We start from the raw sequence: 19,379 nt of genomic DNA, 5'->3' as shown, positions 1-19,379 counted from the left end.
GATAACAGTATAGAACATGGCAACATATGAAAAGTACCCCATTGCAAAATGGCCGGGAGGACGCATATGACGAAAAGCACGAACTGGAATAAAGAACATCTGGTTACGATATGGAATGATACCTTTGAAAAAGTAAAAAAGATTGCAGCCAAGAAAGCAACAACTGTCGAAGATGGTATGGAACTCAGGGATATGGGCGAGGCTCATAGCCCTATTTCTCACCTGAACTTGTCAGGACTTAATAGGGAACAAGCAAAAGCAGAGCTTGCGAAGCTCATAGATGAAAAAATTGAAAAGGTTTCTCAACTGCAGATGCCTGAACTGAAACTTGATCTTCAGGAAAGAGAAAGACAGCGAGCGAAAGCAGCTGAGAGAATCAATGAGAGAAGGACCAGAAGAAAGGAAAGATCTTTGCATAAAGAAGAAGAGACCCTGATAACAGAGCAGGGGGTATTCGGAAGCTTCAAAACCGGATCCGTTTTTGATATGATACAGCCGGAATCCTTTCCCTTTGAGGAAGAGGAACAGATGCAGATTGAAACAATTACGGAGCCCCTGGCAGGGCAAATCGCCATGATGGAGTTGAAGACTGAGGAAGCCCCGACCGAGTTTATAAAAAACGAAAATAGTGAAGTTGCACAAACGGAATTGACAATAGACGAAACAATAGAGGCAGTACAACCGGAAGAGCCTTGCAAAAACGAAAAAGTGGTCAGTACAACCATCGATTCTGCCATTGACAAGGTATTTCTATTTTTTGGGATAATAGGAAGAAAAATTCTGATTCTTTATCATAACATAGCAAATTATTTGGAATTAAACCTGCTGCCCAAAGTGGCAATCTTATATGATAAAGGAAGAAGCAAAGGAAAAGTGATACTAGCCGGAGCAAAAGAGATTGCAGGGAAATGGGAATTGGATAAAAAGACAAAGCCCCTGTTTCTTTCCCTTTCGGAAAAGGAAAAAGCGGCTTCGGAGAAGATGTTCCGCTTTATTACCTTCCTGGATGCCCAAAATGATAAATTCCTGTGTAAAACCTGCAGCGTGGCAAAAGCAGGGTGTTACAGATTCGACTGCGTAAGAGACTATGCAGAACATAACAAAAAGAAGGTTCTGATGCAATTTGGAGCTTTCGTCGCTGTTTCAGCCATAGCTATGCTAGTGGTCGGGAATATGACGGCTTACGAGTATGTCTATAACGGCAAGACCCTTGGAGTTGTAAAAAATCAGGAAGATGTATATAAGACCATCGATATTATCGGTGATAAGCTTAGTTATGAATACGATGCGGAAATTACCATAGACAAAGAAAAGGATATTACTTTTAATAAAGTGATTGCTTTTCATCAGGATTTGGATGATAAGGAAGATATTCTCAACAGGCTGACTTATATGAAGGATATGAAGGCCAACGGGCATGGTATCTATGTAGACGGCAAGCTGGTAGCGGTTCTTGACAGTGTAAAAAGCGCCAGGGAGATCCTGGATGAAATCAAAAGCCTTTATGTGAAAAAGGATGAAGGCATCCGATACGAAAGTGTCGGCTTTGCTGAGAATGTTGTCGTTGAAGACATTGAGACGAAGCTTGGAAATATTCAAAGAAAAGATGATGTAATAGAATATATGCTTACCGGTGCCACAGAGAAGAAGATTCATCGGGTTCAGTCCGGTGAAACCTTTTCTGAAATCGCCAAGATATACGGCATGAAGCAGAGCGAACTCAGAGCTTCCAATCCGGATGTAATACCGGAAAAGCTCCAGATCGATCAGGAAATCTGCCTGACACAGGCCGTACCGGTAGCTACGGTAAAAACCGTGGAAGTGGCTACATATAAAGAGGCTATTCCTTTCGAAATAGCCTATGAAAGTACAAGTAATCTGTATAAAGGTGAGCAGACGGTCAAGTCCAAAGGTGTTAACGGCGAAAGAGAAGTCGTAGCTCAAATTATACGAAGTAACGGTCTTGAAACGGAAAGAGTGGAGCTAAACTCCACAATTCTTTCTCAGCCTGCTTCCCAGGTGGTACTGCAAGGTACCAAAGATCCGCCGCCGCTCATTGGAACAGGAACCTTCATCTATCCGATAAGAGGAACCCTTACCTCCAGATACGGCACCCGATGGGGGAGACTCCATGCAGGAATCGACCTGGCTGCGCCTACGGGAACCAAGATTAAAGCCGCAGATGGCGGAACCGTAATTGCGGCAGGTTATAACGGAGCTCTCGGCTATTGTGTAAAAATAGACCATGGCGGAGGAAAAGTAACCGTATATGGACATTGCAGCAAGTTATTTGTAAAAACTGGTGACAAGGTGTATCAGGGACAGCATATTGCCAATGTAGGGAATACCGGCAGAAGTACCGGGCCACATCTGCACTTTGAAGTACATGTTAACGGCAAAACAAAAAATCCGTTAAACTATCTATAAGTTTAAAAATACTTTATAATTTAGAAGACCGCGGCCTTGTGCATTGCGGTTTTCATTTTTTATAGGTAACGCATCCTGTATTAATATCCTTTTGACTTGTGAAGGTGTCAATCGGGGCCTCATGGCATACAGGCAGGCAGCAGCCCCGCTAACCACCGGAGCTGCCATGGAAGTTCCGGACTGAACGGCATATCCCTTCGGATTTTTTCCGTCCAGAGAAGGAATTTCAACTCCCGGTGCTATCAGATCCGGCTTGATATCTCCAGCTAATGTCGGTCCGCGACTTGAAAAATTAGCAACCTTAATGCCTCCTAATGAATCGGCCTGGGTAAGGTCTGCAGCGCCAACGGTAATGACGTAGGGACTGACTCCCGGAGAATTTATGGTGCATTTTCCCGGACCATTGTTTCCTGCAGCCGTTATCACGGAAATCCCATGCCGTACCGCAGCATTGGCACCTCTGACAAGAGGGTCGTCATCATAAGGTGATTCAATTTTAATTCCTAAAGACAGATTAATAACCCTGATATTATAAATGTGCCTGTGATTAATGCTCCATTGCAGAGCGGCAAGAATATCCGACTCAGTGCCGTTTCCGTTATCATCAAGCGCCTTGATAGCAATGATGTTTGCACATGGAGCTGTTCCCATAAATTTCAATGAGGTATATCCGTTTCCTGCAATGATTCCACATACATGGGTACCGTGCCCATCATCGTCATAGGGGGTCTCTTTATTTCCAATTAAATCCTTGAATGCAATAATTCTATTTTCCGGCTTTATTAAATCGTAGTGAGGCGTCACGCCGGTATCGATTACGGCGACTCCTACACCTTTTCCTCTTTCCGCGCAATTGAAAGCGGCCGGTTCAAAATCTGCAGGACTGAAGCTTGCAGAGCTAACGGTTTTCGAAGAAGGATAGATGGGTGTCTTGGAGACAATCGCATCTTCACTGATAGAAGCAACCGCTTTGTTTTGGGCCAACTTTATTAATTTTTCTTTTGGAATCTCAACGGAAACCGCATTGATGAATGGGAGCTCATACTTTATTTTCCCGTAATTTTCAGCAATGCAGTCCCTTATCTCTCCGATGGTGCGTTTTGAATATATAATCACAGGGGTTAGTTCCCCATTACTTAAATTCATAGTTAATCACTTCCCTTGCTCTCATAATATGAAGCAGTGCTTGGGAGAGTGAGCGGAGAAAAAGTTTAAACTTTTAGTTAAACTTTTTTTAATTTTTTGCAACATTTTTTGAAAAAAACGCCTCTAATAGATACCGGAGTTTTTCTCTGGCGGAAGGAGTAGAAAATGCTGATACTAGGTGCCTTAACAACAGATGAGGAGAGAAAAATTGAAAAGATACATAACCTGTATTATAAAAACATGTATTTGCTTTCTTATAAAGTACTAAAAGATCATTATTTGGCTGAGGATTCCGTGCAGATCAGCCTGGTAAAAGTCTTGAATAATTTGGAGGAAATTCAAATAGTCGAATCCAATCAAACAAAAAGTTATTTGTATATCATTACAAAAAATACAGCATTAGATCTATATAATCAAAGAAAAAAAATAAAACAGGTCACAAATTCCCTGGAAGAAAGGTCTTATATAGTAGATGGGTTTTTCGTGGATGAATATTTTGCGAATATCGGAACCGATATGGATATGCAGTACTATATTAAAAAGCTGAATTATGACGATCAACTCATCCTATATTTGAAATATCATAAGGATTACTCAAACGATATGATTGCCGGGGTATTGAAAACGACAAATGAAGTGGTACGAAAAAGATTGTCCCGTACCAGAAAAAAGCTGAAGCAGATAATGGGTCGTGAAGAGAAAGGAGAGAAAGCAAATGGATAAAAACAGTGAAGAATACAGGAAGATGATTGAAGCCAGAAGCACCGCTTTTCTTTCCTACGTGGGCAGTTGTATTGAAAAAGAATTTGTAGAAGAATTTGATAGTATAGAAAAAGAAATGGCGGATGTAAAAATCCCGGAGGAATTGGAACAACGTCTGAGAAGCGTTATCAGGGATTTTGAAAAGAAGGATCACACGAGAAAAAGGAATCTCCTGCTGAAAAGAACTGCCAAAATCTGCGCCTGCATTTTGTTGGCGCTGGTCCTGGTAGGCACTGCTCTGGTCTATAATGTCGATGCTATCAGGCTTCGGATATTTGATTTATTATTTCACGAAGAACCGGAATATATTGAAATTACTCCTATTGAAGTGAACTCGGGGGAATCCGCTGAAATACCCAAGGATTGGAATCCATTGTGGTATCCTGAATATTTGCCGGAAGGGTATATTCTGAACTCCACAAGTGAATTCGGCCGTACAAAAACATTTGTTTTCACGGATGAGTCAGGGAAAATGATAAGACTCGATCAAATCTCTATTAGAGATAATGGCACCAGCATACAAGTTGACAATGAAGCAGAGGAATCCGGCGATATACTGATTCATGATAATCAGGGGCATTGGTGGAGCAGGTATGGAACTACCAGTTTGCTTTGGCAGCAGAACGGTATGGTGTTTACTTTATCCGGCGAACTGGAGCTGAACGAAATCATAAAGGTGGCGGAAAGTATTGTTTATCTAGAGCGGAATCCATAAACAATCTTTAAAAGAAAGGAAAAGTATGATTATAAACTTATGAATATATCATACAAGGTATAAAATGAGCATTATAGAAAAATATAATACCCTGGAGAATGATTTAAAATTTTTAAAATTCATTAAAATTTTTTTAAAATAACGGTCACAAAATATCTCCCCGAAGGGTCTTAATATATAAGATTATAAGGAGGTGTTTTTTATGTCAAAAAAATTCTTTGCGGCCGTTATTTCTATTGCTATGGTATTATCTTTGCCAATCACTGCATTTGCATCCATGGATGAACCAAACATCATAAAGATCGGCAACACAGGGATTACTCCCTACTTTATCGGCGTTTCACAGGTAAACTATAATTTTTATAATGAAGGAAGCACTGCGTATGCGGACATTTCTGTCGTTCCCTACCAAGGAAAAATTACAAAGGCTACGTTTTCCGTCAATGTAAAGAAAGATAACGGCACCCTGGTGAAAAGCTGGTCAAGTACCGCATATCTATCCGGAGATGGGCGCATCTACTTCAGTAAATCTTGCACTCTGCCGGCCAGAGGAACTTATCAAATGACCACAACGATCAAGTGCTATAACGGCAGCACTCTGGTGGATACGATCAATAGCGGAACAATCTATCTAACTTATTAAAAAACGGTTTGTTTGGATATCGGTAGACTCTTTCTGAACAAAAATAAATAGAGAGCAATGCAGGAGAATCAAAAATGAATATTGGGTTTAAGGTTGCTGGTATCATCATCATCCTGGCGCTGGCTTGCTACGTTCATTATGTGTGGCCTCATAAAATAGAGACGCAATTGACAGGGATTGAATATAATCAGAAGGATTCGGCCTATGCCGAAGAAATCGTTCTTCGATTCGACGGATGGGTAAATAAGTTATATAATGGAAATAGGCGATATGTAGGAAAAATTTATCTGGAAAGTCCCTCTTTCACTATAAAGGATGAAACTTTTACTCTGATTTTTGAAAAAGATAGAAATTATGCCAATTTATACTCCCGGGACACAAAGGGAGAACTAAATGACTATGGCGGAATCTTTGCAAAGGAAGACATGAGTGAGATTATAATCCAAACTCCGGACAAACCAGACCCGCAAGGAGATGATGAGTATGGGATCATCCTTGCTTTTCCGGCAAAGTCTCGAGGGCAGGCGGTAACCCTTTCCTTAAAATATCAGGAAATGGAGCAGAAATGGCTGCAATCTCAGTTTTAAACAAATCATCACACTAATTGAGGAAAAGGAGTAAAGAAAATGGCAATGTTTCAAAGAATCATATCAGGAGATTTTGATGATGTCGTGAACAGGCTGCATGATATTATTATGAAGTCCGCTATGAGCATTCAGCTAATCGACCAATGTCAATATGATGTTCAGGATGTAAAGACCATTGTGATGGTCTACGATAAATATTATATGAGGTCCTCCAATAGGGCAAGCCTCACAGTTTCCGTCATCGGACATGGATCTACTGTTATGGTTTGTGCAATCGGTGCAGGAGGAAGTACCGGAACCCTATTCAATTTCTCCTGGGGTGCGGAAGAGGACTTCGTATCGGTAGTAGAGAGAGCAATAAACCAAATTAGTTAAGAACCCAGATATATTTACAGGAAGGGTCAATTTATTGAAGGGCGAAAAGATGCTGAACATTTTAGTAATTGAAGATCATCCTGATGAATCGGACTATTGCTGTAATGCAATCAATGAGACTCTGGGAAATTGTAATATTATGAAGGCATATAACGGGGAAGAGGCCTTTGTTCTGATGAATCAGAGGTTCATTGATAGTTTTTTTGTAGATGTTGATCTCCCTGGTATCAATGGGTTTCAAATTGCCCAGGAAATCAGACAAAACGCTAATTACAAGCTGACTCCTATTGTATTTATCACCGGGTATCGGGCAAATCAACTCAGTATCCATAAAAAGTATCATCATTATGAGTATATTGAAAAACCTTATACCTTGGAATCTTTCAAACATGCGGTGGGGCCTTTGCTTCAGGAATTGAATCTTCAAAAAGAGCGATTCCACCATCTGCAGACTCGAGAGAGAAAGAAAATGGTGTTACTGGAAACAAAAGAGGATTTAATGCTTGTGAATCTCGATGATATTTTATATGCGGAAAGGCAAGGAAGAGGTTTGCTGCTGCATACAAAGCAACAAACCTTTACAGATATTAAAATGTCAATAGACGATATTATACGCGCTGCCAACAGCCATTCCTTCTTACGCTGCCATAAGTCATTTGCAATTAATATAAAAAATGTAAAATCTATCACGAATATTACCAGACGGTTGTGGTATGCTGGATTTGGTTATAGATCAAACCTATATTGTCAGATCAGCAGTACTTATTACGATAATATTTATCGGTTGATTATGAAGTAAAAGGGGTAAAAGCCATGCCAACGTATCTGACTTTTTTTCTTATGTCGTTTCTCTTTTTCAGTATCGTCTTCAATCTCCTTTTGTTATTCAACTTATTCTACAGAAAAAAAGCGAAATCTAATAGGCAGATCCATCAGGAATACGGAGAATATCTGGAAGCTTTGGTACATCAGTTCTCAGCAAGACAGCATGAATTTGCCAATCAAATCAATGTCATGATGGGACTGGCTCAGTCCAAAAAAATGGAGGACCTTGCAGCGGCAATTATCGATTATGGAGAAAGAATCTTAGATGAGAAAAAGAGAACGAATGCTCCTCTTCTTTGTGACGACAGCATGGTGGCAGCAATGCTATACCGAAAGAAATTACAGGCGGACAAAGAGAGCATTCAATTCGAATGTTTAATAGAAGAGCCATTCCCGCAGTATTCCGTTTCACCTTTTGATCTGGTCGAGTTAATTGTAAATATGATTAATAACGCTTTTGAAGCAGTAGCGGCATTGCCGGTGCCGGAACGGCAGGTTTTCTTAAAGATAAGCAAGAACAGCATTGAAGTTATCAATGCTGTAACAGAAGATTTTGACCAGGCTGCCATTATTAATTTTGGTAAAATCGGCTATTCAACAAAGGGAAAGCAACGGGGATATGGAGTTTCCAATATACAAACAATTGTAAACAGATACCATGGAAGCCTGGATGTTTATCTTCAAGAAAATATGCTTGTTTTCGCTCTTAGCCTGCCATGATTCTATTTTATGAAAAACCCCTTTTTAAATTTGTCGGTATTGGATGTATGTCCGAAGGATGAACCCCCATACCCCATAAGCCAACTCATTTTAGCAGATATTGAGAAGAAAAGTAATAATTCGTGCGCGAAACGGCAAATACGTGCATGAAACGTACAAAAATAACGTTTTGGACACGTATTTGCCGTTTCGCGCATAAAGGATTGAATTATAATCTGGAAGGTTAGGATAGAGGTAAGAGATCTCTTACACTTCTATAGATCGGTATTCAATTTCCGTAGACATTTCCGCTAGTCAACTTAGTACATTAAATACATTTTTAACAAACTCATATTACGATGACTATTCACCTGTATGGAAAAATTGTGCTTTCTTTGCTTCTACAATGTGGAATAAAGTGGGTTCGACAATAAGTGCAGGTACTATTCTACACCAAAAACTTTAGCTACTAATATTAAGAAAGTGAGTGGATATTCTCATAATATATCTGTTCCATATCTTAATACAATATACTTCACAAAGGATGCAGTTGTATGTGGGAGTGGGGATGTAAGCATATAATAAATTAATCATCCAATTGCTTTTGACTAAATATAAGTTTAAACTAGAAAAAGCTCAATATTATAATTGGGCTTTTCTTTTAAATTTCTAATAATGTTAAAAGTTTTTAAATATATAAGTACTCAACAAAGGAAGATAAAGAATATGATAAATTTTGTTATTTTGTTTGTCTTAGTTATTTGCTTTATTGTTATGGGATTGGCTATTTTTTTGATGTCTAGAGAAAAGCAAAGAAAAAATTATACTGTTAAATTTATTATGATAACTATATTTATATTTCTAGGGATAATTATATATTTATTTTTTTATATCAATCCCCAAGTAAACATACAAGAAGTTTACTTCGATGAATCTCGGATTGTAAACAATGAAGTAATCATACATGGGATTTTTCGATCTGATTGGGACTCATATTATAATTATAAGTATGAAATTGAAGGAGATTCTTTGATACTAACTATTTATAAATATAATTTTTTTCGTAAAGCATTATTCCGGATACATGCCCTTGGCATAGTTGATATAAAGATAAAAGAAGTATATGATATCAATCAAATCTACATAAAATATCATGATGAAAAGGAACTTTTATGGCATAAAAATTAGAATATTTCAGGCAGTATTTTAATAGCATACTAGAAAGTAAAATGATGATATGTATTGATAATTATTTCCAGAGTAATATCAATTTTAAAACTTATAATAAGTTAAAGTACCAATGCAAAAATCAGAAAAAAATGGATTTTTGACGAAATGCATTTTTTTTGATATAATGGCGAGGTACTGTTTTTATGATAAGGAGGATATTCTTATGGACTCTAAAAAAGTATTAATTATCGAAGATGAAAAATCCATTTCAGATATAATAAAGTTCAATCTAAATAAAGAAGGATTTGAAGTAGAAACTGCATATGACGGTCAGGTTGGTTTGGAAAAGGCTCTTGCCGTTAAACCTGATCTGATTTTGCTTGATGTCATGCTTCCCATTATGGACGGCTTTCATGTATGCAAAAAGATAAGAGAATCGAGTACGGTACCTATTTTAATGTTAACCGCCAAGGAAGAAGAAGTGGATAAGGTGCTGGGGCTTGAGCTTGGTGCAGATGACTACATAACAAAGCCATTTGGTATGAGAGAGTTAATTGCAAGGATCAAAGCGAATATCAGAAGGACAGATCTAGTGGCTAGCCTTCAGGATCAGCCTTCCAATGTACAGGATTTTGGAAGTCTTGCCATTGATCTGAATCGTTATGAAGTAAGAAAAAACGGAAACGCTCTCGAGCTCACCCTCAGGGAGTTTGAGCTTTTAAAATACCTGGCAGAAAGAGAAAACAAAGTGTTTTCAAGAGAACAGCTCCTTGAAGAGGTCTGGGGATATGAATATTATGGAGATATTCGAACCGTTGACGTTACGGTGCGGAGACTCAGGGAAAAACTGGAAGACGATTCAAGTGAGCCTAAGTATATCATGACGAAAAGAGGAATAGGATATTACTTCAGGAGGCCGTAGGGGAATGTTTGGGAAAAAGAGATGGTCAAGTATCAGGTGGAAAATTGTATTCATCTATTTTCTGCTGGTTTTTATTGCCACAACCATTATCGGCGTATTCATTATGAACCAGCTGGAGTCTTATTATAAGGATTCTATCACAAGTAATATTACAAAAATGGTACATGAAAGCACGCTGCTTTCCTCCCTGAACGAATATGACGATCTCAAAAGCCATCAGGAAGAAATTCAAACGAATGTACAAAGCTGGTACGGCGGAGTTCTTCAGGAAATCTTTGTTGTAGATAGTGATTTTACCATTATTGCGTCTAACAATGAGAGCCTCGTGATGAAAGGCGCGGTTACTTCATTGAATCAAACCCTGATCCTCAGAGGCCTTAATGGGGAAAAGGCAGAAGCTGACGGAATTATAACAAATAATAAAAATATCCCGGTTAAAAATATGGTGTTTCCCATTGGTGAGGACGACGATATCAAAGGAGTTCTCTATTTGAGGGAAGATATGTCCAGCGTATACGATACTATTGACCAGTCAAAGGTTATTTTTGTAAGAGCTATGGCGATTGCTCTTGTAATTACCGTTGTGCTGGGATTTTTTATTGCCAGAAGTATTACCGTTCCCATTAACGATGTAACGGAAAAGGCAGAAAGAATGGCACAGGGAGACTTTACCCAGGAAGTCAGTGTAAAATCAGACGATGAAATCGGACGTCTTGCAGAGATGTTCAACCTGCTGAGAAAGCAGCTGGACTTGACCCTTTCCGAGATCTCCAGCGAAAAAAGCAAGTTGGAGACCATCCTCCGTTATATGGCGGACGGACTCATTGCCGTTGATCTTTCGGGACATATTATTCATGCAAATCCGGCAGCGATGCAAATGCTCGGCATATCCGATGAAGATATGGAAAAGAGACGTTACGATGATATTATCAAAGGATACAATGAAGAACTGCAGCTGGAGAAGCTGAGAGAAAACAGCAAGGATGGCGGCGCGGAAGACATCTTTTTTTACAGAGGCTCTACCTTCGCCGTAAGATATGATCGATTTAAGGATGAGAGTGGACAAGATATCGGAATCATCATGATTCTTCAGGATATCACAGAACGTCAAAAACTGGAAAACATGCAGATGGACTTTGTAGCAAATGTATCTCATGAGTTGAAAACCCCGCTTACTACAATAAAGAGCTATACGGAAACGCTGCTTAGCGGAGATGTGGAGGATAAAGAGCTTACAAGGAATTTTCTCAGCATCGTAGATGCGGAAGCGGATCGAATGAACCGTCTGGTGAAGGATTTACTGCAGCTCTCCAGACTCGACTATAAACAGGAGAAATGGTATAAAAAAGACAGCAACCTTATCAGCTTGCTGAAATCGGCCGTGACAAAAGTAGAATTGACGGCGAAAAACAAGAACCAACACCTGAACTGCATTTTCGATGACTCACAAAGAATCATGGTAGTCATTGACAAGGACGGCATTGAACAGGTGCTCCTGAACATTTTAAGCAATGCCATCAAATATACCCAGGAAGGAGGCCGAATTGATATCGATGCTTTCCGAGTCGGGAAATATGCAAGGATTATCATCGCTGATAATGGAATCGGAATTCCGGAAAAGGAGTTGTCCAGGGTTTTCGAGCGGTTCTTCCGAGTGGATCGGGCAAGGTCCAGAGCGATGGGAGGAACGGGACTTGGACTTTCCATATCAAAGCAAATTGTAGAAGACCATAACGGGAACATAGAACTTGAAAGCAAGGAAGGAAAAGGCACCAAGGTAACAATCAGTCTGCCGCTGGCTCCTATCAGAGGAAGACAGAATATAGAATGAATAAAAGCACCCTGCCTTTAATATATTAAAAAGGGGTGTTTTTTTATGGATAGCGGACACATTGTAAATATTGATAACAGGGAGCGAATCTCCGTTACCGAAGTGGTGGACGTTGAAAGCTTCAATGAAGAAAGTATCCTGTTGATTCTGAAAACTGGCGGGCTAATTATCAGAGGAGAAGTACTGCATATACAGAAACTGGATTTGGAAGAAGGAAGGGTAACCATAACCGGTGCAATCAGCTCTGCCGTTTATACAGAAAAAAAGGATAAACAGGAAAAAGGGTTCCTGAAGAAAATATTAAAATGAAAATTGCCATCAATCAACTTATCCTTGATCAGTCATTTGAGTTTGTCATCATGCTTTGCGCCGGAATGACGGTAATGCTTTTCCATGATCTTTTCCTTATGATAAAAAATAAGTTAAAACCAAGAAACAGTATATCCTTTATTCAAGATATACTGTTTTGGTTATTTGCGAGTATCCTAACCTCCTCTTTCCTCTACTATTGCAGCTTTGGCAGAATCAGCGTTCATGCCGCCATCGCTTTTGGAATCGGGGCTGTCTTGTGGAAAAAGTTCTTTTGTGGTATAATGAACCCCAGGTGATCCTTAAGACTAGAGTTTCCGGGCCACCTATACAAATGTTCGGGATAAGCAGAGCAGAGGGGTTTTATGTTTAAGAGGAAAAAAAGGCGAAGTAAAGTATACAAAAATAGTAGCCAGGTCATTGACATAGAAGAAGCCCGTAAAGGAAGAAAACTTAAAAGAGAAGCGGCCATAGAAAAAAAGAACAAGGTAAAAAAAACCAAAGCCGTAGTAACAGAAAGGCAGGCAGGGAAGAAGGCAAGGCGCAGAATGATCTATTTTGCCGTATTCCTTGTAATAATCGGGCTGATCAGTGCTTCGGCTATTAATATTGTTACGTTAAAAATAAATGAAGCAAAAGCCTTGGAAGAGCAGCAGGCATTGTTGAAGCAAAAAGAAAGATTAGAAACAGAATTATCACAGATCAACAGTCCGGAATATATTGAACAGCAAGCAAGGCAGCAGCTTAGAATGGTAAAACCCGGAGAAATCTTGTATGTGCTTCCCGATAAAACGAAGAAGACAACATCTCAGGGTATCGTTCCGGAGTAGGGGGCAGTTTTGATTAAAGAGATCATTGTAGTAGAAGGAAGAGATGATGAGGCGGCAGTGAAAGCTGCGGTAGAAGCTGAAACCATTGCAACACATGGATTCGGAATTCGGAAGGAGACCTTTGATTTAATCAGAAAGGCTTATCAGGAGCGGGGCATCATCATTTTTACCGACCCGGACTTTGCAGGAGAGAAAATTCGTAAGCGTCTGGCCGAACAGTTTCCGGACTGCAAGCACGCCTACCTTCCAAGGGATGAAGCTTCCAAGGATGGAGATGTAGGAATTGAAAATGCCTGCCCGGAGCATATCAGGGAGGCTTTAAAAAAGGCAAGATTTTCCACGCATACAACGCATACGGAATTCAATAATGAGGATATGATAGAATATGGCCTGGCGGGCGCTCCCGGCGCTGCAGAGAGAAGGGACAAGCTTGGCAAGGCACTGGGGATCGGGTACGGAAACAGTAAGGTTTTTTTAAACCGGCTGAACCAATATGGGATTACAAGACAGGAGTTTAATGAGGCATGGACAAGCTATATGCACCAACAACAATAAGGGACATCAAGAACAGGTATGGGTTTAAATTGTCAAAAAGCTTAGGGCAGAACTTTCTTACCGATAAAAATATAATTGACAAAATCATAGAACAATCTTTCATATCAAAAAAGGATCTGGTTATTGAAATCGGACCGGGAATCGGCGTACTTACAGCTGCTGCCGCAGAGGCGGCAGGAAAGGTCGTTTCCATTGAAATTGATCATAATCTGATCCCTATTCTGAAAGAGACACTGCACGAATATGATAACATAACCATCGTCAACCAAGATATTATGAAAACGAATCTTCATGAAATTATGGAACAAAATCATGAAATCAATGGTCAAAAAATTGAAGGGGTTAAAATAATTGGAAATCTTCCCTACTATATCACCACTCCGATTATCATGAAGATCCTTGAGGATGGAGTGAAAGCGGACAGTATTACCATTATGCTGCAAAAAGAAGTAGCGGACCGGATCAAGGCCCAGCCGGGAACCAAGGCATACGGAGCATTATCCGTTGCAGTGCAGTATTATTGTACGGTTTCTCATGTGGCCAGTGCACCAAAGGAAATCTTTATTCCACAGCCCAAGGTGGATTCGACGGTAATCAGATTGGATATCAGAAAAGAAAAGCCTGTATTGCTGCACAATGAAGAGGCTTTTTTCGCCGTTATAAAAGCTGGCTTTGGACAGCGAAGAAAAACATTACTAAACTCCCTGACAGGAGTTTATGGTTTGTCTAAAGAAGAAATTCTGGCAATCCTGAATACTACGGGAATTGACCCTTCCAGAAGGGCCGAAACATTACGGATAGAGGAATTTGCCGAGCTTGCAAATACAATCTTTCCAAGCACTTAACTTACTGGAGGAAAAAACGAAATAAAAATGAAATCTTTTTTTGAAAAATATCTGCACAATTCCATATCATTGTGCGTATTGTTAGCATTCTTAATTAATTTTATCATTGAGTCGGTGAGCAGAAGATCAGCCCTTTTGGGTCTTGATTTTTTATTGGATTCACCCATGACCTTCTTCTATAATGCATTCATCATCTTTGCTACCCTTTCTATTGCATTTATAGTGAAGAGACGTATCTTTGTCTATATCATGGTGTCCATTTTCTGGCTGGCGATTGGTATTACAAATGGTGTGATATTGGGATTCCGAACGACGCCTTTTACCGTTACCGACTTAACGCTTCTGGAATCCGTCATGTCAATCATACCCAATTACTTAACCACAACACAAATGATTCTCGCCGGAGCAGCGGCAGTGATCATTATTATTGCGTTGGTACTGGTATTTATATTTATGCCGAAACATAAACAGAAGATAAGCTATAAGAAAAGCTTGCTTGGCTTGATCGTTCTGGCAGTCTCCATGGTAGGCATAACAAATTTGGCAATCAGCAGAAATTGGGTATCTACCTACTTTGACAATTTGAATTACGCCTATAACGATTATGGATTCCCTTACTGCTTTATAAATACCTGGTTGAATACCGGAATCTCTGCACCAAGAGGATACTCCAATAAAGAAATCCTCAGTATTTTCACACCGGAAGAGCTGGCGGATTTGACCAGCGTGCCTACCTCAACTTCAGGTGATAAGAAAACACCCAACGTGTTAATGCTGCAGTTGGAATCATTTTTTGATCCAACTCAATTAAAGGAAGTAACCTATTCGGAGGAGCCGGTACCAAACTTCGAAAAATTAAAGGAAAACTACTCAACGGGCTACCTTACGGTGCCGGTACTGGGTGCAGGTACGGCGAATACGGAATTTGAAGTGCTGTCCGGAATGCGGGTCAGATTTTTCGGGCCTGGTGAATATCCCTATAAATCCGTTTTGAGAGATGAAAGCTGTGAAACCATAGGTTATGACTTGAAGAGGCTTGGTTATTCAACTCATGCCATACACAACCACCGAGGAGCCTTTTACGGAAGAAATAAGGTTTTTTCCAATCTTGGATTTGATACCTTTACCTCCTTGGAGTATATGAATAATGTAATCAAGACACCGAAAAACTGGGCAAAGGACGGGGTTCTGACAGGTGAAATTCTTTCTGCTTTACAATCCACGGAAAACCGTGATTTTGTATATACCATTTCTGTTCAGGGACATGGCCAGTACCCGACTGGAAAGGTACTGGAAAACCCCGATGTTATTGCAACAGGGCTAAGAGAAGGTATTGATGCCAATGCATTTCAATATTATCTGCAACAGGTGCATGAAATGGATATCTTTATCGGAGAGTTGACCGATGCCCTGGAAGATTTTGATGAAGATACCGTACTGGTCATGTACGGCGACCATCTGCCAAGCTTGAATTTAATGTCCTCTGATTTGGTCAATAATACGGTCTACCAGACGCAGTACGTCATTTGGGATAATTTTGGCATGAAGAAAGAGGATAAGGATTTATTTTCCTATCAGTTGAGCGCTGAGGTACTCTCAAGACTAGGCATCCATGATGGTGTTCTTACAAAGTATCACCAGAATCACAAGGAAGATCCAAATTATCTGACCAACTTGAAAGCACTGCAGTATGATATGCTTTACGGCAACAATTACATTTTTGGTGAAACCAATCCTTTTGCTTCCACTGATTTAAAAATGGGCGTTAAGGACATCAAAGTTGAAAAAGTTGTGGAAATTGGAAGCAAGTACTATATAAAAGGACAAAACTTCACTCCATTCAGTAAAATTTCCATTGATGATAAGGTTCTTGATACCATCTTCCTAGGCCCGACCATTTTAGGTCTGCTGGAGGAAGTGGATCCCGATCAGGTGGTAAATATGAAGGTAAGCCAGGTTGAAAAGAACAATGAAATTTTAAGCACAACAGAATAAAGAAATTAGAATCACAATCGTACGAGAAAAATACAGCTTGAGATTTGAAAGTAATTTGAAAGTAAAAAGAAATATATATTCGGACTTAAAAATGGTATCCCTGCTTTGTCAGGGGTACCATTTTGTGTCTCTTATTCACCTTCGGTTCAGTTCGCCAATAATTAGGGGCTGAAAAGCAGCCAAAAGCAATCATTTCATTCTGTTTTTGGCTGCTTTCGCCGGATTACATCCGGTCTGAACAAACCTTTTTTTAATTTCCGGTTTGTTCATCAGCCCCTAATTATTGAGAACCCCAAAATATGGAGATTTATGGTATAATGGTAAAATAGGTTCTATACGATAACTGAGAAACACTTTATCAGGAAAGGGGAGAAACCAATGGACTCCTATCAAGAAGGGGGAATTACCATCAGACCGGCAACAGAAAAGGATGTGCCCACGATTCTTAAATTTATTCTGGAGCTTGCTGAGTTTGAAGGAGCGGCTGATCAGATCCAAAGTACGGAAGAAGGTCTTCAAGAGGTGCTTTTTCAGAGAAAGGGAGCAGAGGCGTTGATTTGTGAGATGGAGCAAGTTCCCATAGGCTTTGCAATATGGGCATACAGCTTCTCTACATTTACCGGAAAACAAACTTTATATATTGATGATATTTACATACAGCAGCCTTTCCGCGGCAGGGGGATAGGGAGTAAGATTTTCTCCTGGCTTGCAGGGGTTGCCTTCGAAAAGGATTGCGCGAGGATGGACTGGTACTGTATGGAGACCAATGTAGCTGGCAAAGAGTATTATAAGAAAATCGGAGCGGAAGAGATAGACTGGTTTCGGGTTTATCGGTTTAACCGTGAAAAAATCGAAGCGTACAGGAGGACGATATAATGATTGAGACAGAAAGATTGCTGCTGCGGGAATGGGTTTTGGATGACGTTGATGATCTCTATGATTATGCAAAGAATCCAAATGTAGGCCCTCACGGGGGATGGAAGCCTCACGAAAGCAAAGATGAATCGCTTGATATCATACAAAATTTGTTTTTGGATAAATATCATTGCTGGGCCATGGTATTAAAAGAGACCGGAAAAGTAATCGGATCCATCGGATATGAGGTAGATAAGAAGCGGCCGGACGTAAATTGCAGAGAACTGGGATACGCTATGGGTGAGGATTACTGGGGAAGAGGTCTTATGACAGAGGCGGCTAAAGCAGTCATCCGATATGCATTTGATGAGATGAGCTTGGACTTGGTATCTGTATATCGAAGTCCGAACAATCATCGATCAGGAAGAGTCATTGAAAAATGCGGCTTCGTATACGAAGGTATTTTGCGGAAGGCCTATAAGATCTATGATGGTTCCATACGGGATGTGGCTTGCTATTCCATGACAAAAGAAGAGTTCGAGAACCATGTCTGTTAATTTTGCTTATATTGTAATCTGCGGAGATAATACCTTATATACCGGCTGGACCAACAACCTGGAGGCAAGAATGATGGCTCATAATCAAGGTCAGGGGGCGAAATATACGAGAGGAAGACTTCCTGTCCGATTGGTTTACAGTGAAGCTTTTGACACAAAGCTGGAGGCTCAAAAAAGGGAGAGAGAAATTAAAAAACTTACAAGGAAGCAAAAGCTGGATTTGATTTCCGGCAGAGCAAAGAAAGGCGGCACTCTATCGTAATATGAACACCAAAGAAGTTTGCAAACAATTATCTGTCACCCCTAAAATGTTAAGAGTTTATGAAAGTTTAAACCTTATCCGTATTGAGCGGGGCGAAAATAATTATAGAAATTACTCAATAGACGATATCCTGCAGATACAAATCATTGTGACATTACGCGAATTAGGGTTTTCTTTAAAAGAAATCAAATCCATTCTTGATTTTAAAAAAACAGAAAATGATTATTTATACCATTTTTATCTTCAATTAAAAGCAATAGAGTCGAAGATCACTGAATTAATTAAAATCAAAAAAAAACTCAATGCCACAATCAATAAGTTTTTAAATAATGATAGAGAGCAAATCCAAATGAATGCCAACTCTTTTTTTGCAAATTTTAAAAGTGACAATGAGTCAAAGCTGTATGATAAAATAATTAACCGTTGGAATTTTGATCAAATGGCAGTTGATTATGTAAATCGATTTCATAAAGAAGATCAAGTATATTTTGATACGATAATGGCTTTAAGAAATTTAATTGCTAAAATGCCTTCGGGTAAAAGCTATCTGGACGTAGGAGGAGGTACATGCCATATATGGTCGGATTTCCGCCGCGATACTAATTTAACGGTAATTGATAATAGCCTGCAGATGATTTTTGCCGCCAAGAAAAATATACCCTGGGCAACATTTATTTTAGAAGATATCATTACTTTAGATAAAAATAAATTGAATACATATGATGTTGTAGTTTCATCTTTCACCTTGCATCATATCTCTTACGAACATCAAGGAAATGCGATACGAAATATGATCGATTTATGCAAGGAAAAAGGTATGATTATTATATTTGACAAAAGCTATCGAAATGAAGCTGAAAAAGAGCGGATTGAAAAGAATCTTGCAGATCAGGGGAAACATGAGGTCCTGGAAACGATAAGGTCGGAGTTTTACTTGATAGAAGAGAATATCACTCCTTTTATACACTATCTAGGCTATGAGATAAAAACACTTTCTTTTGAAAACCAGGTATGGGGCTTTATGATTCAGAAATAATCCGGCAATATCAGAGCTTTTTGCAAATATTTT

At 39.5% G+C, this 19,379-nt stretch carries 22 protein-coding genes; 21 read left to right on the top strand and 1 reads right to left on the bottom strand.

Annotated elements, in window-relative coordinates:
• Nucleotides 1-66 precede the first annotated feature (66 nt).
• Nucleotides 67-2,427 carry a LysM peptidoglycan-binding domain-containing M23 family metallopeptidase gene (locus tag KCX82_RS10720; RefSeq protein ID WP_227018463.1) on the top strand — a complete coding sequence of 787 codons (2,361 nt, stop codon included), beginning with the start codon at nucleotides 67-69 and terminating at the stop codon, nucleotides 2,425-2,427.
• On the opposite strand, the gene KCX82_RS10715 is transcribed toward KCX82_RS10720, so the two are convergent.
• Nucleotides 2,422-3,573, bottom strand: coding sequence for a S8 family peptidase (locus KCX82_RS10715; protein WP_227018462.1), 1,152 nt, complete (start codon nucleotides 3,571-3,573; stop codon nucleotides 2,422-2,424). The genes KCX82_RS10720 and KCX82_RS10715 overlap by 6 nt on opposite strands.
• 165 nt (nucleotides 3,574-3,738) lie before the next feature.
• On the opposite strand from KCX82_RS10715, the gene KCX82_RS10710 reads away from it, so the two are divergent.
• The 20 genes from KCX82_RS10710 (at nucleotide 3,739) to KCX82_RS10615 (ending at nucleotide 19,346) form a co-directional block, all read left to right on the top strand.
• Nucleotides 3,739-4,296: an RNA polymerase sigma factor gene (locus tag KCX82_RS10710; RefSeq protein WP_227018461.1), complete on the top strand. Its 558-nt coding sequence runs from the start codon at nucleotides 3,739-3,741 to the stop codon at nucleotides 4,294-4,296.
• On the top strand, nucleotides 4,289-5,050 hold the full coding sequence (locus tag KCX82_RS10705; RefSeq protein ID WP_227018460.1) for a DUF4367 domain-containing protein: 762 nt from the start codon (nucleotides 4,289-4,291) through the stop codon (nucleotides 5,048-5,050). Before KCX82_RS10710 ends, KCX82_RS10705 begins: the two co-directional genes overlap by 8 nt.
• 202 nt (nucleotides 5,051-5,252) lie before the next feature.
• Nucleotides 5,253-5,693, top strand: a complete 441-nt coding sequence (locus tag KCX82_RS10700) for a hypothetical protein (protein WP_227018459.1) — start codon at nucleotides 5,253-5,255, stop codon at nucleotides 5,691-5,693.
• Between the two features lie 74 nt (nucleotides 5,694-5,767).
• Nucleotides 5,768-6,280 carry a hypothetical protein gene (locus tag KCX82_RS10695; protein ID WP_227018458.1) on the top strand — a complete coding sequence of 171 codons (513 nt, stop codon included), beginning with the start codon at nucleotides 5,768-5,770 and terminating at the stop codon, nucleotides 6,278-6,280.
• Nucleotides 6,281-6,319: 39 nt separating this feature from the next.
• Nucleotides 6,320-6,655 carry a DUF6054 family protein gene (locus KCX82_RS10690; RefSeq protein ID WP_227018457.1) on the top strand — a complete coding sequence of 112 codons (336 nt, stop codon included), beginning with the start codon at nucleotides 6,320-6,322 and terminating at the stop codon, nucleotides 6,653-6,655.
• 49 nt (nucleotides 6,656-6,704) lie between these two features.
• Nucleotides 6,705-7,454, top strand: coding sequence for a LytR/AlgR family response regulator transcription factor (locus KCX82_RS10685; RefSeq protein ID WP_227018456.1), 750 nt, complete (start codon nucleotides 6,705-6,707; stop codon nucleotides 7,452-7,454).
• 14 nt (nucleotides 7,455-7,468) lie between these two features.
• Nucleotides 7,469-8,200 (top strand): sensor histidine kinase, encoded by a 732-nt coding sequence (locus KCX82_RS10680; protein WP_227018455.1) that lies wholly within the window; start codon nucleotides 7,469-7,471, stop codon nucleotides 8,198-8,200.
• 705 nt (nucleotides 8,201-8,905) lie between these two features.
• On the top strand, nucleotides 8,906-9,367 hold the full coding sequence (locus KCX82_RS10675; protein WP_227018454.1) for a hypothetical protein: 462 nt from the start codon (nucleotides 8,906-8,908) through the stop codon (nucleotides 9,365-9,367).
• A gap of 205 nt (nucleotides 9,368-9,572) precedes the next feature.
• Complete coding sequence (locus tag KCX82_RS10670) at nucleotides 9,573-10,271, top strand: response regulator (protein WP_227018453.1); 699 nt, start codon at nucleotides 9,573-9,575, stop codon at nucleotides 10,269-10,271.
• A gap of 4 nt (nucleotides 10,272-10,275) precedes the next feature.
• Nucleotides 10,276-12,102 carry a sensor histidine kinase gene (locus KCX82_RS10665; protein WP_227018452.1) on the top strand — a complete coding sequence of 609 codons (1,827 nt, stop codon included), beginning with the start codon at nucleotides 10,276-10,278 and terminating at the stop codon, nucleotides 12,100-12,102.
• A gap of 45 nt (nucleotides 12,103-12,147) precedes the next feature.
• Nucleotides 12,148-12,411 (top strand): sporulation protein YabP, encoded by a 264-nt coding sequence (gene yabP, locus KCX82_RS10660; RefSeq protein ID WP_227018451.1) that lies wholly within the window; start codon nucleotides 12,148-12,150, stop codon nucleotides 12,409-12,411.
• Complete coding sequence (gene yabQ, locus KCX82_RS10655) at nucleotides 12,408-12,710, top strand: spore cortex biosynthesis protein YabQ (RefSeq protein WP_227018450.1); 303 nt, start codon at nucleotides 12,408-12,410, stop codon at nucleotides 12,708-12,710. The genes yabP and yabQ overlap by 4 nt, the downstream gene beginning before the upstream one ends.
• A gap of 66 nt (nucleotides 12,711-12,776) precedes the next feature.
• A complete protein-coding gene (locus KCX82_RS10650; RefSeq protein ID WP_227018449.1) occupies nucleotides 12,777-13,241 on the top strand; it encodes an FtsB family cell division protein in 465 nt (154 codons plus the stop codon).
• 9 nt (nucleotides 13,242-13,250) lie between these two features.
• On the top strand, nucleotides 13,251-13,796 hold the full coding sequence (gene rnmV, locus KCX82_RS10645; protein ID WP_227018448.1) for a ribonuclease M5: 546 nt from the start codon (nucleotides 13,251-13,253) through the stop codon (nucleotides 13,794-13,796).
• Nucleotides 13,766-14,641, top strand: coding sequence for a 16S rRNA (adenine(1518)-N(6)/adenine(1519)-N(6))-dimethyltransferase RsmA (rsmA, locus tag KCX82_RS10640; RefSeq protein WP_227018447.1), 876 nt, complete (start codon nucleotides 13,766-13,768; stop codon nucleotides 14,639-14,641). Before rnmV ends, rsmA begins: the two co-directional genes overlap by 31 nt.
• 27 nt (nucleotides 14,642-14,668) lie before the next feature.
• Nucleotides 14,669-16,636 (top strand): LTA synthase family protein, encoded by a 1,968-nt coding sequence (locus KCX82_RS10635; RefSeq protein ID WP_227018446.1) that lies wholly within the window; start codon nucleotides 14,669-14,671, stop codon nucleotides 16,634-16,636.
• A gap of 378 nt (nucleotides 16,637-17,014) precedes the next feature.
• A complete protein-coding gene (locus tag KCX82_RS10630; protein ID WP_227018445.1) occupies nucleotides 17,015-17,512 on the top strand; it encodes a GNAT family N-acetyltransferase in 498 nt (165 codons plus the stop codon).
• Entirely contained in the window at nucleotides 17,512-18,048 is a 537-nt protein-coding gene (locus tag KCX82_RS10625; protein WP_227018444.1) for a GNAT family N-acetyltransferase, read from the top strand. The genes KCX82_RS10630 and KCX82_RS10625 overlap by 1 nt, the downstream gene beginning before the upstream one ends.
• Complete coding sequence (locus KCX82_RS10620; protein ID WP_227018443.1) at nucleotides 18,038-18,310, top strand: GIY-YIG nuclease family protein; 273 nt, start codon at nucleotides 18,038-18,040, stop codon at nucleotides 18,308-18,310. Before KCX82_RS10625 ends, KCX82_RS10620 begins: the two co-directional genes overlap by 11 nt.
• A gap of 1 nt (nucleotide 18,311) precedes the next feature.
• On the top strand, nucleotides 18,312-19,346 hold the full coding sequence (locus KCX82_RS10615) for a MerR family transcriptional regulator (RefSeq protein ID WP_227018442.1): 1,035 nt from the start codon (nucleotides 18,312-18,314) through the stop codon (nucleotides 19,344-19,346).
• Nucleotides 19,347-19,379: the final 33 nt, after the last annotated feature.

The organism is Sinanaerobacter chloroacetimidivorans (assembly GCF_018128545.1).
GTDB classification, from domain to species: domain Bacteria; phylum Bacillota; class Clostridia; order Peptostreptococcales; family Anaerovoracaceae; genus Sinanaerobacter; species Sinanaerobacter chloroacetimidivorans.
Note: the sequence above shows the minus strand (reverse complement) of the source record. Positions and strands in the feature narration are given on the sequence as shown.

Excerpts from the sequence above, each read along its gene's own strand:
- KCX82_RS10720 (WP_227018463.1), top strand. The coding sequence starts at position 67 with ATGACGAAAAGCACGAACTGGAATAAAGAACATCTGGTTACGATATGG.
- KCX82_RS10715 (WP_227018462.1), bottom strand. The coding sequence starts at position 3,573 with ATGAATTTAAGTAATGGGGAACTAACCCCTGTGATTATATATTCAAAA.
- KCX82_RS10710 (WP_227018461.1), top strand. The coding sequence starts at position 3,739 with ATGCTGATACTAGGTGCCTTAACAACAGATGAGGAGAGAAAAATTGAA.
- KCX82_RS10705 (WP_227018460.1), top strand. The coding sequence starts at position 4,289 with ATGGATAAAAACAGTGAAGAATACAGGAAGATGATTGAAGCCAGAAGC.
- KCX82_RS10700 (WP_227018459.1), top strand. The coding sequence starts at position 5,253 with ATGTCAAAAAAATTCTTTGCGGCCGTTATTTCTATTGCTATGGTATTA.
- KCX82_RS10695 (WP_227018458.1), top strand. The coding sequence starts at position 5,768 with ATGAATATTGGGTTTAAGGTTGCTGGTATCATCATCATCCTGGCGCTG.
- KCX82_RS10690 (WP_227018457.1), top strand. The coding sequence starts at position 6,320 with ATGGCAATGTTTCAAAGAATCATATCAGGAGATTTTGATGATGTCGTG.
- KCX82_RS10685 (WP_227018456.1), top strand. The coding sequence starts at position 6,705 with ATGCTGAACATTTTAGTAATTGAAGATCATCCTGATGAATCGGACTAT.
- KCX82_RS10680 (WP_227018455.1), top strand. The coding sequence starts at position 7,469 with ATGCCAACGTATCTGACTTTTTTTCTTATGTCGTTTCTCTTTTTCAGT.
- KCX82_RS10675 (WP_227018454.1), top strand. The coding sequence starts at position 8,906 with ATGATAAATTTTGTTATTTTGTTTGTCTTAGTTATTTGCTTTATTGTT.
- KCX82_RS10670 (WP_227018453.1), top strand. The coding sequence starts at position 9,573 with ATGGACTCTAAAAAAGTATTAATTATCGAAGATGAAAAATCCATTTCA.
- KCX82_RS10665 (WP_227018452.1), top strand. The coding sequence starts at position 10,276 with ATGTTTGGGAAAAAGAGATGGTCAAGTATCAGGTGGAAAATTGTATTC.
- yabP (WP_227018451.1), top strand. The coding sequence starts at position 12,148 with ATGGATAGCGGACACATTGTAAATATTGATAACAGGGAGCGAATCTCC.
- yabQ (WP_227018450.1), top strand. The coding sequence starts at position 12,408 with ATGAAAATTGCCATCAATCAACTTATCCTTGATCAGTCATTTGAGTTT.
- KCX82_RS10650 (WP_227018449.1), top strand. The coding sequence starts at position 12,777 with ATGTTTAAGAGGAAAAAAAGGCGAAGTAAAGTATACAAAAATAGTAGC.
- rsmA (WP_227018447.1), top strand. The coding sequence starts at position 13,766 with ATGGACAAGCTATATGCACCAACAACAATAAGGGACATCAAGAACAGG.
- KCX82_RS10635 (WP_227018446.1), top strand. The coding sequence starts at position 14,669 with ATGAAATCTTTTTTTGAAAAATATCTGCACAATTCCATATCATTGTGC.
- KCX82_RS10630 (WP_227018445.1), top strand. The coding sequence starts at position 17,015 with ATGGACTCCTATCAAGAAGGGGGAATTACCATCAGACCGGCAACAGAA.
- KCX82_RS10625 (WP_227018444.1), top strand. The coding sequence starts at position 17,512 with ATGATTGAGACAGAAAGATTGCTGCTGCGGGAATGGGTTTTGGATGAC.
- KCX82_RS10620 (WP_227018443.1), top strand. The coding sequence starts at position 18,038 with ATGTCTGTTAATTTTGCTTATATTGTAATCTGCGGAGATAATACCTTA.
- KCX82_RS10615 (WP_227018442.1), top strand. The coding sequence starts at position 18,312 with ATGAACACCAAAGAAGTTTGCAAACAATTATCTGTCACCCCTAAAATG.